A 15,064-nucleotide genomic window follows, 5' to 3' on the forward strand; every position below is an offset into this window, starting at 1 on the left:
GCTGGGCGAGGAGTTCGGGGTTGGTGTCCTGGGCGACGTCGAAGGGAAGGTTCTCGCCGGCGGTGTCGGCCCAGTCCCCCGCCGAGCCCTGTGGGTCGACGTCGACGACCAGGACCTTCTGGCCCATGGCAGCGAATTTTGCGGCCACGTTCATGGTGACGGTGGTTTTGCCCACTCCGCCCTTTTGGTTGGCGATCGCGACGATCCTCATGCCGTGGTGCCTCTCTCTGTGAGTTCCGGACTCTGTAAGTTCGGAACTTGGGTAGTCCGTGAGTGCGTGGGTCCGAAAGTACGGAAGTTCGGCAGTCTGTTGGTGGAGGCGCGCCGACCCTGTCAGTTCGGAAGACTCGGAGTCCGTGACTGCGGCACTCTGTTACTCCGTGAGTCTGTTAGTTCCGGAGTATCGGAGTCCGGAAGGTTGGTAGTTTTGGCGGTAGGACGCGGACCTGGTGCTCGAGCTCGGGGAGGGCTCGATGCCCGATCCGAGCTCACTCGCTCGCCAAGCTGGAGCCCGCACGGTGGGGCAACCCGGGGGAGTGCCGGGGCTGCCCACCGTTGGTTCAGGCGGTCTTCTTGCTGATCGCGAACTTCTCGACGTCGCTGAGCGTGTATCCGGCGGCTTCGATGAAGCGGAGGTAGCGCCCTGCGGCGTTGGTGGTGCCGTCGTGTCGCCACGAGTCCTTGGTGAGGGTGGACTCGTGTCCGGCGAGGACCTGCACGAGCACGATGACCAGTGCACGGTTCTCCGTGGCGCTCTTGGCGGGGGTGAGGTCGACGCTGCCCCAACCGGTCTTGTTGGTACCGAGCCAGTCGGCAGCGAGGGCATTGCCACCGGTCGCGGTGGCGGCGTGGGAGTCTCGGCTGAGTGCGGTGGCGAGGAACGCGGCGGTTCCCTTGGGAGGGGTCTTGCGGCTGGTGAACTGCTGCAACCAGTCGCGGCGCACCGCTTCGGCTGCCTCCCATGCCTTGTTGTTCTCGACGACCAGCGCCCGCTTCTGCTTCTCCTGGGCGCGCTCCTCGTCGCTCATCGCGGCCACGGGAGTGGACTTCTTGCTCGGCCACCCTCCGTACTGGTCTTTGGCGATGTGACCGTTCTTGCGGGGGTCCTCGCACCCGTAGACAGGTGCGGGGCGGCTGACGCTCTGAGTGGTAGCCCGGATCTGGTCGCATGCGGCCTCGTAGGCGTCCCATTCCTCGTCCGTTGCGTCGGGTCCCGGCTCGACTACGTCCGCGACGACGGTGCCGTCTTTGTCGACGTTGACGTAGGCGCTGCCGACCCATCCGACGTGCCCGGGGCACTGCTGGTGCTCGGCGAGGGCGAACGTTTCGGTGGCGTCGTGGCTCGCCTTCATGCTGCCCAACTGTCGAGGCTTCTCGTTGTAACCCGGGGTGTCGATGATGCGGACTCCCATGTCTTCGAGCATCGCCAGGGCCTTCGCCCTGAACGCTGCGGTTGCCCGGTCGAGGCGTGCACGCTTGGCGACGTGATCAAACTGGCCTTCGTGAGCCGCGATGATGAGTGCCTTGGCGGTCTCGGGGTCGTCCTCGAACTCGGCCACCGTGACGGCTTGGTCGAGGGTGAGTTCGTCGTACTTCTCGGTGGCCTTACGGGCCAACCCTGATCCGGCGACGGTGAGGGCAGCGTCGACGTCGGCGCGCTTGATCCTGGCCTTCTTGGTGATCTGGGCCGCGGTGAGACCGAACGCGGCCAGCTGTTCCACGACACTGACCTCATCGGCTGTGGTGAGCCCGGCACGGTGGGTGTTCTCGTCGCGCTGTGCGATCACCCGGAGCACTTCGGCTTCGTTGGCCTCGTCGTCGGTCCCGGTGACGTAGACCGGGACGGTGGTGGCCTGGGCCTCCACGGCGGCGAGGGTGCGGCGGTGGCCGTACCTGACGAGCAGGTCACCGGCCTCGGTTGTCACGGCCGTGATGGGCTCCAAGACTCCGACCTCCTTGACGGACTTGATGAGGTCGGGCGAGGGCTTGGCCTCGCGGATGTTGCGCTGGAGCAGCAGTTCGGTCGGGGCGACGTGCACGATCGCCCCGGCCTCATAGGTGGTGCTGTTGGTCGTCACTGGGTGACTCCTGTCTGCACGCGGGGCAGGGTGGTGGCTTCTGCGTTGCCGACCGTTTTTCGCCCTCCCCGGGCGCTTTTAGATGTCGGGCCGCGATGGGACGCCGGAGTGCAACCCCCGGAACCGGGGGAGTGGTGAGGAAATAAGCGAGCTTGCGAGCGCCGATCCGCTCGCCCGGCGCGCAGCGCGGGGGTTGCGTGGAGGTGGCCGCGGCCCAGAATCGTCAGCCCGGGGAGAGAGAACCGAATGTGACAGGGCCGCCGGAGGCGGCTCGGTTTGGGCCCGGAGGGCCCAGCGTTTGCAGTTTCTAGGCGGTTCGCTGCTCGATGACGTGACCGCCGAGGATCCGCTCAAGGATCTCGAGGGCGGATTCGTCATCGTCGTCCGGTGGTGGTTCGGGGATCCATCCGAGTTCTGGTGGGGGAGTGGCCGGCGACGACTCGTCGCGGACGAGGCTGAGCGGGGCGCGGCGGTTGAGCCAGGCCCACCACGCGCGGCGTTCCTCGCGGTAGCGGGCGATCTGCGCACGGATCTCCTCGACGATGCCCCATGCTTCGGCGAGCTGCGTGAGGGACGCGTCACCGAGGACCCACCCGGCCGGGGTGCGGGTGGCCAGGCCGTGGGTGGAGAGGACCTGGAGGGCTTCGTAGGTGGCGGTGACCCCGAGGCGGGCGGACGCAGCGATGTCGCGGCCGCCGCGTGCGGTCTCGGCTTGTTCGAGGGCTGCGTAGACGAAGGCTGCGGAAAGCCCGAGTTCTCGGAAGACGGGCCGGACCGCATGGATCCGGCCGCGTCGCCACGGTTTCGCCGCACACGCCGGCTGGAGCAGGGGAGGGATGGTGAGCTGGTAGACGTTGGCGCGGGTGCCGGCGGCCGGCTCGACCAGGTCGATGAGTGCTCGGTCGGCCGGTTCTGCCAGGAGTTGCTTGAGTGCCCTACCGACAGTGCGCTGGTCGACACCGAGGGCGATCGCTAGTGACCTGTTGCCGTGCTCCACCGTGAGGGAGTCAGTGAGGACCGCAGCTTCAGCCAGGGCATAGAGGGTCGCCCGGAGAGCGAGGTCCGTTCCGGGTGCCAGGAGGAGATCGACAGCGGTCAACCATTCGCGAACCTGCTGATTCACGGTGCCCGGTGCCTGCCCCCGCTGTGACTTAAGCGCGCTTGTGGGGCGTACGCGAACAGATTCCTTCCGGGGTTGCTCACGCCGTTGTCTTTCGTGGCGGAGTGCGTTGTTCCAGTCCCGGAGCACAGACCTGCGGCGCTGGGTGGGTGCGTAGCGGGCGTAGAGAGACGCCAGGCCGGACCAGGTGCCGTCCTCGAGGCGGCGTACGACGTCGACGAGTGCCCATCCCGACGCGACGCAGGCCCACAGGACGGCTTGGCGGGCCTCTGAGGGCGTCGCGTAGCGGTCCTGCCAGCCGTCGCCTGTGCGGGCGATGTGCTGGAAGTCCTGGTCGGGCTCGTTGTAGCCGCGCAGCGGCGTGAGGCGGTCCGGCAGGGCGTCGGCGTCCTGGTCGACGTGAGGTGCGGGCGCTGGCGGGAGGAGATCTCCTAGGGCTGCGAGAGCCCGGGGCGTGGTGGGGCGGGCGAAGGTCGCCACGGCGGCCTCTAGAGGCTGGTCGAGCAGTTGGTGGCCGCCAGAGCGGTGCCAGGCACCGGGGGGCCGTACACAGCCGCTGGCGATGCTGGCCAGCGGCAGCGGGTCAAGGGTGGGGTGCAGGAGCGCGAGGCGGCTCACGAGGGCGCGCGCGTCCGCCAGGGGGAGCGGTTCAGCGAGCGGCACGTAGACGTGACGGCCGAGGCTGGGGGAGGAGTCGGAGAACCAGACGGCGCCGGAGCGGCTGAGAAGCCCGCTGAGAGAACGAAAATCGCGTTCCACGGCATCGTGGCCACCTGATGAGGTGTCGAGGTCGAGGACAAGGCACGGCGCGCAGCCGTTGTCGTCGTAGAGGAGCACGGCGGCCGGCTGTGAGGGCAACTGCGCCGTGATGCGGCGCTCACCACGGCGCGGGTAGTTGCGTCCACCGTCGGGGGAGAGACGGACACGGCCGCGAGCAGCGAGACGCGGGGCAAGAGCCGCCCACTGGGTGGCGGCATCCTCGAGCTGCGCCCGTGAACCCGAGAGTGGCGCGGTCGTCATGCCACGGCCTGCCTGAGCTCGATGTGCTCCGGAGCGTGGCCGGGTTCGAACCAGACGCCGGCCCAGCAACCGGTCGCGCCCCACAGGTCACGGTGGGCGGCGCGGGCACGGTGCAGCTCGAACGCACGGACCAGGCACGGTCCAGACAGGGGGCACTCCTGGCACCTCTTGGCCGCCTCGACGACGCGGTCCCGGTCGGTGAAAAGGTCCGGCTCCGCAGCGCAGCGTGGCCTTCCGGGGTGCGCACGACTCGCCGGAAGGTATTTCTGAAAAGGCCGTGAAAGTGTTACCTTGGGCAGCACAAAGCCACCTCTCCTCCTTCGATCTGGGAGTGGTTCAGATAGGGAAACCGAGCCGCTAACTCAGGTTTCTGACTTCGACTAAGGCTCCCGCGCCAACGGGGGCCTTTGTCACGTTCGGGGCCCTGCCCCGACTGGGGTCACCCGGTCATCTTGAAGAGCTCCGTCTGATTCCGGTCCTTGGGGATGCGACCGGGGTTCCGATTCGTGGCGTCAGCGTTCCCGAGTAGACGCCGCTCCATGAGCACCTGGAGGCTGATGCCCTCCATGGCAGCTTCCTCTACGAGGAGCGCCTTCTGTTCTTCGCTCATCCGCACCAGCACGGCCGCGCGGCGGTCCTTTGCTCTGGGCTCTGACATGACGGTCATCCTTCCAGCGAACTGAAATGGATACCGGTTACCTGTGCGGCGTGTCGCAAGTTTCCGTGCTTAATGCGGAACACGATCAAAGCGGACGCAACTCATTCGCCCAGGCTGTAGCGAAGGAGTGCGTCTGCAAGCTCGCGGACCCGCTGCTTGTCCACGGCGTACTTGCCGCCTCGCCGTCCGCTGCCCTTCTCTTGCTCGACGACGACGCCGGCATCGATGAGCAGTCTCGTGTTTGACGAGACGAGCTGTGTCGTCAGATCGAGCGCCGCCGCAGCTTCAGTCTGTGACCCGGGGTTCTGCCCGTAGTACCTGATGAGGCCGACCAGGACCTCGCTCGCAAAGACGCGAGTCGCGATCGTGACGCTCATCGGCGGCACCGGGTCGGGTCGGATGATGCGGGGCACGGGCTCATTGTGCCCGTGCAGAGACTCAGGCGGATGGCGGTGGTCGAGGTTGACATGTTCAATTCCTTTCGTTCCCGGCTTAACACGATACTATGTTACGGTGACTGCACGCCGAATCGGGCACCCCCGTTGTGCCTGTCGGCCTCGCAAGGTAGAAACGGGCGGAGCGCTCGGCCACCGCGTTTAGGCCAGGGGCTTTCCGTCCAACCTCGGTAGCAGGACGGATTCTCGGGAAGAAGGTTTGACAATGGGGGAGCGGAGCTCCGTACCGCCGCATCCGGTGGTACGGCTGGACATCGGCATCGACCGTGTCCGCGTCAACGGGGAAGTTGTGCACTCCCCGGCCGCCGAAGGTGCCCTTGATGGGGACGCGCTTCGTCAGCTCGGAGTCCGAGCTGCGGCACGCGATGTCGCGGCTGTGCTGGGTCGTCCGGTCCGCGCCGTGGCGCGTGATGAGTACGGCGAGACGGCCCTGATCATTCACCCGGACGGCTCGGCTGAGCCGGTTCCCGAGCCCGGCCCGTCAGTCATGTCCCGGGCCGCGTCCTGGGCCGCTGCCGTCGTTCTCTTCGTGCCCAGTCGCTTCCGGTTCCTCTGGTCTTCTTTCCCGACGGGTCTGCGTTCGGGTCGGGTCGCTGGCGTGCTGGGCGTGGCCCTGGTGGCCACGCTCCTGATCGCCGGAGGCTGGATGATGGTCAGCGCCCCGTCCGGCTCACAGACGGCAGGCAAGTCCTCCAGTTCCCCAGACGTCGAGACGACCCCGCAGGCAGTTCGGATCGCACACCGTCTGCGGATCGAGCCGCTCCCGGTGAGGATGCACGTGAGCCCACGAGGGGGGCACGAACGTCTGACCCTGCGCGTGGAGACATCGCGTCCTGCCACGGTGCGCGTGGTCTTGCGGGCCGGGACGAGGTTCCGGCGCGTGCTGTTGGTCAGCGTGCGCGGCCACCGCCTGGTCTCCGTGACCGGCGTTCCTGCCGGTCTCGTGAGGTACCGGGCCAGTTCCTCTGAGGCCTCCCGCGACGTGGCGGGCTCGGTGCGTGTCCTGCAGGTTCCCGCTGTGGTGCGTCCGCCCGTTCCGGTGGCCGTGGAGCCGGAGCCGTCGACCACCTCGACGCCGCCGGCACCGAAGCCGAAGTCAGCACCGAAAAAAACACCGACGCCCACGCCGGTGGACCCGTCGGAGCCCAAGGGTCCGATCGACCCGGATGACGCCTGATGCACGACCGTGAAGGGGGAAGCTGAACATGTCACATTCACACACCCGGAGCCGACGCCTGTGGGCGACGGTCGTGGCGTCGTTGGTGTTGGCGGCACTGGTGGTCGCACCAGCGAACGCCGAGCCGCGATGGGTTGGCTACGCGACCACGCAAACCGGGACTGCAGCCGGTGGCTGGGTGGGCGGCCACAAGGTAGGCGCCTTGGTCGTGTATCGGATCGCTCCGGGAGCGGCACGCCCCTCGGGGGCGTGGGGTCCGGTGCGTGAGGCGTCCAGAATCCGAAGCCGCTCGGCGACAGCTCGTGCCGGGTGGATCGTGTCGAAGTTCGGTCGCTACCGCGACCGCACGCAAGCTGCCGCAGTCCAGGTGGCCCTTCACCACCTGCTGGTCGGACGGTCCTGGCGAGTAGGCGGTGCCTCGACTCGCCGCCGGCTGGCACGCACGGGTCACAGTGCAGCGATCCGGTACCTGGCCCTGACGATGGTGAAGCAGTCAGCGCGCTACGCGGGGCCGTACCGTCTCGCGGTGTCGACGTCGACACCAACGGTCGGCGCGTCGGCCAGGGTTCGGGTACAGATCAGGTCCCGTGCCGGGAAGCCGATCAAGAAGCTGCCCGTGGCCATCTCCTACGCCGGCTCGTCGACCAGCCGGAGGATCACCGACGCCACCGGCACCGCGGTCGCGACCTTCGCCAGGCCAGGGGCGGGAGAGCATGACGTGACTGTCGCGGTGGCCAAGGTGCCGGCCACGATCCTGCGGCTCCGGAAGCCCGCGAGGGGATCGCGGGTTGCGTTGGCGGGCGGCAAGACGGTGATGACCAGGAACCGCACGGCCGTGGTCCGCGCCTTGCCCCACGTGGCCATCAAGTCCGACAAGACAGTGTTCGACCCGGGCGCCCCACTCAGGGGCCGGTTCACGGTCACCAAGAGTCTGGGCACGTTCTCTCGCTCGGCCGAGGTCACTCTGCACGGGCCCTTCACCAACTGGTCGCAGGCAAGCTGCGCGACTCGGCCACGGGCGCGGGTGATCCGCCCCGTAGTCGGGAACACCTGGAAGTACCTGGCTGCCGCGACACCGCCTCGCGGGCTGTACGTGTGGAAGGTGCGCCTGTCCGGTGACCGGCTCAACGCGCCGGTCACGGCCTGCGGCGGTGCCACGTCGGTCCGGGGTACGCCGATCGCTGTCGTCAAGGCTCTGCGATCCCGCTACCGCGTGGGCGCCCGGCCCGCGGCAGACCTCGTGACCAGGAAGCTCTACCACTACAACGAGGTGGCAACAGTCCGGCTGTACGGCCCCTTCGCGGCGCGCGATCGCGTCGCCTGTGGTGTCCGCAAGGAGGTCCACGCGATCCAGGTGCGGGTCACCGCGAACGGGACCGTGCGCTCACCTGGCGTCAGGGTCACTGCCCGGGGTTGGTACGGGTGGAGAGCCACCCTTCCGGGCGACGCCCGCCATCTGTCAGTGAGGACCGCCTGCGCGGCCCCTTCGTCGATCTTCGAGGTGCGCTGATGGCCACCAACCAGAGCCACCCCGATGCCGTCGGCTTTCCGGAACGCTGGACCGTTCCGGCGGTAATGGAGGAGGAGCCCGCTCCGGTGCTGCCACCGGAACCGGAGCCGGAACCCCGCTTCGTGGTGGCAGCTCCGCCACCAGACCGGCACCAGACCCCATGGACGCAGGTGTCGAACCCGGCGCCCGGTCACGCGTCCTTCGTGTGGGTGGGTGCGCATGGGGGAGCGGGGGTCACCTCGCTGCAACGGTCCTGTGGGTTCGGTCAGGAGCTGCGCGCGGAGTGGCCCAACCCGGCTCTTGGGTGGCCCCCAGGCGTGGTCCTGGTGTGCAGGAGCAACATGGCGGGCCTCGACGCCGCCGCGCACATGCTCCAGGAGTATGCCGCCGGACTGTTGCCCGGCCTCGAGGTACTCGCTCTGGTCGTCGTCGATGACGAGCGAGCCAAGCCGACGAAGCGGATCCGCACGAGGATCCGCGAGCTCGGCGGCACGGTTCCGAACCTCTACCGGCTGCCATGGCAGCAAGCCTGGCGCGACGACCCCTACCAACCCAACAAGACCGCGGCCCGGATCGCGTCTCGGATCGAATCCCTTACACACAAGGAGAACCAGTCATGAAGAACGCACTACTGCGCGCCACCGTCGTGGCGTGGCTGACGGTCACAACCGTCGCCGTGGCCGCCTTCCCCGCGGCCGCCGACCCGAACCCCAAGCCGAAGCTTCCCGGCGAGCTCGACGGAAAGCTCAACACCCTTCTCGGCATGCTGCTGGCCTTGGGCATCTTCGCCGGCGTCGCCGGGTTCATGATCATCGGAATCTTGATGACACTCGCCTTCCGCCGCGGCGAGGGTGGCGAGAAGGCTGGCCAGCTGGGCCTGGTCGCCGCGGGCTGCGTCATCTTGGGCTCGGCGTCGTCGATCGCCATGTTCCTGATCTAAGAACCCACACAACTCTGGGCGTGAGGAGAAACCCCGATGACCGAAAAGCCGTGGTGGCTACGCACCCCCGTTCTAGCGGGGGTCGTGCTCGCTGTCATCGGTCTGCTGACCGTAGGCGGCGTTCTCATCTTCACTGGGGACCCAGACTCGCCCACGGGCTCTCCTGAGGAGTCGCCGAGCACTGCGGCCGCAGCCAATTCTTCGTCACTGTGCGATCTCCCCGACGGATCCTTCGAGGCCCCAACGAGCGCACCCGAGGACACTCGGTGGGTGCTGGCGGCGAACGGGGTCAGCGCTCCCAAGGTCGAGGGCGTCGGTCCAGGTCTCACTGCGAAGGCCGGGTACCGCTTCTGCTTCGCTCGGAGTCCGATGGGAGCCGTGCTCTCGGCAATGTGGTTTGCCGTCGACACGCAGATAGTCGGGCTCGACCGTCAGGCATTCGCGCTCGATCGCATCGCCGGTCTCGAAGGACAGACTCGATTTACCGCGACCCCCTCATCGCCAGACCGTCCCGGTGTGGAGTTTCGCGGCTTCCGATTCCCCACTGATCCGTCCCGGGACAAGACTTCCGTTGAACTGCTTCTGTACTACCCCGACCTGACCGAGTTGCGATCTCTGGTTGTGGACCTCGTGTGGGACACCAGCGACTGGCGATTGGTGTTCCCAGAGACTCCTCTTGAAGTAACTCGCCGCACAGACAGTGCGGGCTTCGTCGCCTGGAGCGACCCCGCCGCCACTACCTCCACTGGTCTCGGTCGACCTGCCCCTGGGTGGTCCCAGAAGCAGCCCGCGGCCGATGATCCCGAACCCGATCCTCCATACACCGAACGCGAACGCAGGTGGGCCGACGGTCTCACCTCGGAGAGTGGCCCCCGCGAGTTCGCAGCAATGTCGCACGCCGAGCGCACGTCGAAAATGACCCCGAACCCTCCCCTATCCAAGTCCGAGAAGCGCTGGCTGAAGAGTCACGCCGGCGTCGTAGCGAGCTATCTCGACGAAGACGGAAACATTTCGTCCGACTTCCTGGGCATGTTCTACGGCATGTCCCACGACTCACGCGCGGGACTACAAAGGTCAGGGACGGAAAACGGTGGTGGCTCTCTCGACACAAGTGGCTCGGATTGCGCACACCTCGATCTCCTAGCCTGCGGCGGTCTCGCCAAAGACAAGGGAACGGACCTGGCGTCGAACGCGGCCGGCGCGCTGGCTGACTCGGCGTTTGGCCGGATCGCTGAGTCCGCGGTCGATGCGGCGGAGCTGGCGATGAAGGAGTTGATGACCGCCTGGTTGAAGTACCCGTCTCCTGAGGTGTCGGAGTGCTACGGCGGGTCGGCGTCTTGTCAGAGCGCATCGGTAACAGCGTGGACGCAGGCGCATCTGCATTGGTTGGTTGTGTTCGCGATGGTCGTGTCCATCATGATCGGTGCGATCAGGATGATGGTCACCGCACGAGGCGAGCATGCCCGAGAGTTGGGCACGGCCCTGGTGAGGATGGTCCTGGTGACCTTCGGGGCCGGCACGGTCATCGCGACGTCCCTGGCAGCCGGTGAGATCTACTCGCAGTGGATCCTCGACCAGGCCGACTTCAATCTGAACGGCTCACTGCTGGGTGGCGGTGTGCTCTTCACCGGGGTCACGAACCCGTTCATGCTCCTAATCCTCGGCCTGCTGATGTTGCTGGTGCAGATCGTCCAGTTCGGCCTGATGGCGATTCGCTCGGGGATGGTGATCGTCCTGGCGGCGTTCCTGCCCTTGGCGTCTTCGGTGACGAACACGGCCGCGGGCCGCCAGTGGTCCTCGAAGTCCATTCAATGGTTGGCGGCCTGGATCCTGTACAAGCCGGTGGCCGCCACGATCTACGCGATCGCGATCCAGATGACGCAGCCCAAGCAAGGGCTGGCCACACAGCTGGCCGGGATCTTCATGATGATCCTCGCGATTCTCGCGCTCCCGGCACTCATAAAGTTCGCGGTCCCGTGGGTGGCGGCTGCGGCCAACGGCAGCGCCGGCGCGGTGGCGGCGGGCGTCGCGGGTGGCTTGGTCGCGACGGGCGCCATGGTTGCGACTGGTGGCGCGAGTGCCGCCATGGGTGGCGGCTTCGCGGGCATGACCGCCACCGGCGGCAGGTCCGGCGGCGGCGGGTCAGCGGGTACCGGAGGCATCACGGCCGCCCCCACCGGGTCAGGAGACCCGGGGCCAACTCCCGCCACCGGGGCACCACGTTCTGGCGGGCCGGACATCGTCGAGCCTTCGGGGAGCACGTCACCAGCGGTCGATCCGTCGTCGCCTGGAGGATCTGGGACGGCGACGGCTGGTCAGGCGACCGCTGGCTCCCCGGTCGGAAGCGTTACCCCGGCTGCGTCGGCGGCCGGGGCCGGCGGAGGCGGCAGCCCCGCTGGAGCCCCATCCGGTGCCCCAGTTGGGACACCTGCTGGTCAGCCGGCAGGGGCGTCGCCCACACCAACGGGCCAGGCACCCCGTCCGGCGACGCCCGGACCCTCGGGCAATGCGGCCGCAGCAGCTCAAGCGGCTGTGTCCACGGCCCGCACGGTCACCGAGAACACATCAGGAGCGGTTGAAAGCGAGAGGCACGCATGAGCACCACAGCGCAGAACTACCGGGCCTATGGCAACTTCGTGCCGCACCGCTCACCGGGTGTCCTGGGGGCGGGGTTGTTGGCCTCAGGCATTTTGTTCGTGGGTCTGATGGTCACTCTGATCACAGGGCTCTTCCTCGGAATCGCAGGAGCCCTGACGGCGCTGGCCGTGGTTGCCGTGGCATTCGCCGCGACAGGTACGCCGGTTGGCTCCGCCACGGGCCGCCGGGTGACGTTCTTCAACACGCGCCGCAAGGGGGAACACCAGTGGCGCTCCGGCGTCACCTCACGCAACGCGTCACCTCACATGAGGCTGCCCGGGATGTTGGGCCGCACGCGCCTCCTGGAGCGGCTCTCGCCGTTCGGGCATCCGTTCGCCGTGGTTCACAACCCAGCGATGGGCGGGACGTACACGATCATTGCGCGGTGCATCGCTGAAGGCCCCCACGGTCAGGACCAGGACCGCATCGATACCTGGGTGGGTCAGTATTCGCAGGTCCTCACTCTGTGCAGCCAGGAACCGGCCCTGGTGTGCGCGAAGGCCATCACCGACACAGCGCCTGACCCGGGCGGCCGCCTGGCCGCGATGGTGAGCCAGGGGCGCTCTGCGACGGCTCCTGCCATGGCCCGGCAGGTGATCGACGAGATCGTGGAGGACTATCCGACGGCCTCGAGTGAGAACATCACCTACTTCGAGCTGACCTTCCGCGGCCGAGGGTTGGACCGCAAGGCAAGGCAAGACACGATCTTGACCGAGCTCGCTCGCCGGGTGCCCGGTTTTATGGGCCAGCTGGCCGCCGGCGGCGCAGGCTCGGTCTCGATGGTCACCGCAGGCGAGCTGCCCGCGATCGTCAGGTGCGCGTACGACCCGGCGTCGCAGACGTTCATCGAGCAGAGCCAGCTCAACGGGGAGGATCCGATCGAGTGGAATGAGGCCGGCCCGGTGGCTGCGCAGGAGTGCTGGGACAGGTACACCCACGACTCGGGGGCCTCCATCACCTGGGAGATGGAACGTGGCCCCCGCTCAGCTGTCACCGAACGGGCCCTGGCGGGCCTGCTGATGCCGCACCCAGACTTCACGAGGAAGCGGGTGGCGCTGATCTACCGGCCATTGTCCCCCGACTCGGCCGCGGATGTCAGTGAGAACGACGTCAGCGAAGCGGTGTTTCGAGCAACTCAGAGCAAGGGGCGAGTGACGGCCTCCTCGAGTAAGACCATCAGCGCCACCGAGCAGACTCGGCAGGAGGTTGCCTCAGGTGCCGCCCTGGTCCGGTGGTACTTGATGGTCACGGCGACGGTCCGTGACGTCGACGACCTGGACCAGGCGGCTTCGACGATCGGTGGCAGCGCAGGAGTGGCGCGGCTCCGGCTGCGCAGATGTTTCGGCGCGCAGGCAGCTTCGTTCGCGGCGACTCTCCCAGTCGGATTCGTTCCGTGGGAGCACACCGCGATCCCCGACAAGGTCCGGGAGATGATCTGAATGCGCTCGTTGGTGACATCCGCACGACACCGCAAAGCGACGGACCCGATCGAGTTCACTGACGCACCGGAGCCAGGCCGGGTGCACCGCCGCCCAAACGCGCGCTCGCGCCGCGGACCCAAGGGGCGCGGCGGCGGTACGTGGAACTGGCTGCCGGCACCAGCGACCTACAAGGCGACGTCGGTGCAGCTGTGCGGGCTGTGGCCGTTCGCCGGCGGCTCCTCGCGGCCGGTCGTCGGCGTTCCTGTCGGCCAAGACGTCAGGACCGGCACCACGGTGTGCTGTGACCCGTTCTCCTGGTTCAAGGCCGGACTGATCTCCTCACCGTCAATGGCTGTCTTCGGCCTCCAAGGGTTCGGCAAGTCATCGTTCGCGATCCGGCAGATCCTCGGGCTTGCGGACCGGGGGGTCACGCCGTTGATCGCCGGCGACCTGAAGGGCGAATACACCGGTGTCATCAACTTCCTTGGCGGACAGGTCCTCCGGTTCGGCGAGGGCCAGCGGCTCAACGTGCTCGACCCGGGCGCCATGGTCGCGGCCGCCCACCGGCTGGGCGGGGAGAGGGGGGAGCAGTTGCGTGAGCTGGCCATGAACCGGTCGGTGACCATGGTCGCGTCTCTGATCCAGATCATGCGTCGGCGCCGCCTCGAGGACTGGGAACACCTGCTCATCTCTCGAGCTGTGCGGCTCCTGCTCCTCCAGCACGCGAACGCGCCCGTTCCTCCAACGTTGCCCGATCTGGCGCACCTGCTGGCCAACCCGCCAGCAGAGCTGATCGTTGCGACCATGGTGACCACTGAGGAGTACCCCTCTTTCACCGCCCCGCTGAACAGGTCGCTGCAGGCTCTCCTTGAGGGCCCGCTCGGGCGCACGTTCTCTGGGCAGTCGACGACACGTATCGACATTGACGCAACGGCAGTATCGATTGACATCTCCCCGCTTCAGCGGCAGGGCGAGGACGTGCTGTCTGCCGTCCTGGTGGCGTGCTGGTCGGAGACATTCGCCACGATCGAGGCGGCCAACGCGCTCTCCGATGGTGGACTCGAGGCGCAGCGACACTTCCTGACGATCACCGACGAGATGTGGCGTCCGATGCGGCTGGCCGGTGCAGGGCTGGTCGACCAGTACGACGCGATCACACGGCTGAACCGCAATGACGGCGTCGGCAACATCTTCATCACCCACTCGCCCAAGGACATGGAGTCCATGGGGTCGGCAGCTGACAACATGAAGGCGAAGGGATTCGCGGAGCGGTCAGGCATCGTGGTCACGGCTGCGCTGAGCCGCCCCGATCTGCGTGCGCTCTCGGACATCAAGCCGATGAGCGAGGACGAGATGACCGCCGTATCGGGGTGGAACACTCCCGATGACTGGACGCAGCGCACGGTGCGCGACCCCCGCACCGGTGAAGAACGCCCGGAGCCTCCCCCCGGTGCGGGGAAGGTGCTGATCAAGTTGGGCCAGCGGACAGGGATCCAGACACAGGTCAAACTCACCGCCACTGAGCTCGATCTGCACGACACGAACTCCAGGTGGGTGTCGTGAATCGCCTCCGCACGATGGTGACGGCCTGCGCCGCCACGGTGGTGCTCGCAGGGTGTGGGTCCTCGACCGGCGGCGACGAGGTTGCCGACGAGCCGACTCCGACGACCTCGGCCTCCTCGGTCGACCAGGTGGACGAGGTGACGGCCGCTGAACAGTTCTTGACATTGTGGGCTCGCCCGAACCTCTCGTACGCGGAGTGGTGGGCAGCGTTGAGGCCGCTCCTCAACGCCGCGGGCCGTCAGGCGTACTCCGACACGGATCCCGCTGTGGTGCCGGCTCTGCGGATCACCGGCGAGCTGGAGGTGGAGAAGTCCCCTGTGGAGACCTACGGCCGCGTCCGCGTCCCGACCGACCAGGGCGTCTTTGTGGTCCAGTTGCAGCGCCCCAGTGCCCAGGACCGCTGGCTGGTCACGAGGCTGTGGTTCCCCGGCGACACGCCTCCCGAGCTCTGAGGGCGACCCACGGTGAACACTCGCTCCTTGGTC

General features: G+C 67.5%; 13 protein-coding genes. 8 read left to right on the top strand and 5 right to left on the bottom strand.

Going from position 1 to position 15,064, the window contains the following annotated elements:
- The 5 genes from ASD30_RS26540 to ASD30_RS10145 form a co-directional block, all read right to left on the bottom strand.
- Positions 1-211: ParA family protein (locus tag ASD30_RS26540; protein WP_156393602.1), on the bottom strand; the 211-nt coding region annotated here is incomplete at its 3' end.
- A 349-nt stretch (positions 212-560) separates the two neighbouring features.
- A complete protein-coding gene (locus tag ASD30_RS10130; RefSeq protein WP_056680968.1) occupies positions 561-2,078 on the bottom strand; it encodes a ParB/RepB/Spo0J family partition protein in 1,518 nt (505 codons plus the stop codon).
- A 307-nt stretch (positions 2,079-2,385) separates the two neighbouring features.
- Positions 2,386-4,218 (bottom strand): hypothetical protein, encoded by a 1,833-nt coding sequence (locus tag ASD30_RS10135; protein WP_056680971.1) that lies wholly within the window; start codon positions 4,216-4,218, stop codon positions 2,386-2,388.
- A 439-nt stretch (positions 4,219-4,657) separates the two neighbouring features.
- Complete coding sequence (locus tag ASD30_RS10140) at positions 4,658-4,876, bottom strand: hypothetical protein (protein WP_156393603.1); 219 nt, start codon at positions 4,874-4,876, stop codon at positions 4,658-4,660.
- Positions 4,877-4,977: 101 nt separating this feature from the next.
- The gene (locus tag ASD30_RS10145) at positions 4,978-5,289 is read right to left on the bottom strand and encodes a hypothetical protein (RefSeq protein ID WP_056680978.1); all 312 of its coding nucleotides are present in this window, start codon (positions 5,287-5,289) and stop codon (positions 4,978-4,980) included.
- Between the two features lie 640 nt (positions 5,290-5,929).
- Between ASD30_RS10145 and ASD30_RS10150 the strand changes: the two genes are divergently transcribed.
- The 8 genes from ASD30_RS10150 to ASD30_RS10185 all read left to right on the top strand — a co-directional run bounded on the left by ASD30_RS10150 (position 5,930) and on the right by ASD30_RS10185 (position 15,031).
- A complete protein-coding gene (locus ASD30_RS10150; protein WP_156393604.1) occupies positions 5,930-6,508 on the top strand; it encodes a hypothetical protein in 579 nt (192 codons plus the stop codon).
- A gap of 616 nt (positions 6,509-7,124) precedes the next feature.
- Entirely contained in the window at positions 7,125-8,018 is an 894-nt protein-coding gene (locus tag ASD30_RS10155; RefSeq protein ID WP_156393605.1) for a hypothetical protein, read from the top strand.
- Complete coding sequence (locus ASD30_RS26545; protein WP_156393606.1) at positions 8,018-8,638, top strand: DUF6668 family protein; 621 nt, start codon at positions 8,018-8,020, stop codon at positions 8,636-8,638. The genes ASD30_RS10155 and ASD30_RS26545 overlap by 1 nt, the downstream gene beginning before the upstream one ends.
- Positions 8,635-8,958: a TrbC/VirB2 family protein gene (locus ASD30_RS10165; protein ID WP_056680988.1), complete on the top strand. Its 324-nt coding sequence runs from the start codon at positions 8,635-8,637 to the stop codon at positions 8,956-8,958. The genes ASD30_RS26545 and ASD30_RS10165 overlap by 4 nt, the downstream gene beginning before the upstream one ends.
- Positions 8,959-9,327: 369 nt before the next feature.
- A complete protein-coding gene (locus ASD30_RS10170; RefSeq protein ID WP_156393607.1) occupies positions 9,328-11,556 on the top strand; it encodes a hypothetical protein in 2,229 nt (742 codons plus the stop codon).
- The gene (locus ASD30_RS10175) at positions 11,553-13,034 is read left to right on the top strand and encodes an SCO6880 family protein (RefSeq protein ID WP_056680994.1); all 1,482 of its coding nucleotides are present in this window, start codon (positions 11,553-11,555) and stop codon (positions 13,032-13,034) included. Before ASD30_RS10170 ends, ASD30_RS10175 begins: the two co-directional genes overlap by 4 nt.
- Before the next feature lie 330 nt (positions 13,035-13,364).
- Positions 13,365-14,579, top strand: coding sequence for an ATP/GTP-binding protein (locus ASD30_RS10180; RefSeq protein ID WP_156393608.1), 1,215 nt, complete (start codon positions 13,365-13,367; stop codon positions 14,577-14,579).
- Entirely contained in the window at positions 14,576-15,031 is a 456-nt protein-coding gene (locus ASD30_RS10185; protein WP_156393609.1) for a hypothetical protein, read from the top strand. The genes ASD30_RS10180 and ASD30_RS10185 overlap by 4 nt, the downstream gene beginning before the upstream one ends.
- Positions 15,032-15,064: the final 33 nt, after the last annotated feature.

It is taken from the genome of Nocardioides sp. Root140, from assembly GCF_001426745.1.
Classification (GTDB): domain Bacteria; phylum Actinomycetota; class Actinomycetes; order Propionibacteriales; family Nocardioidaceae; genus Nocardioides.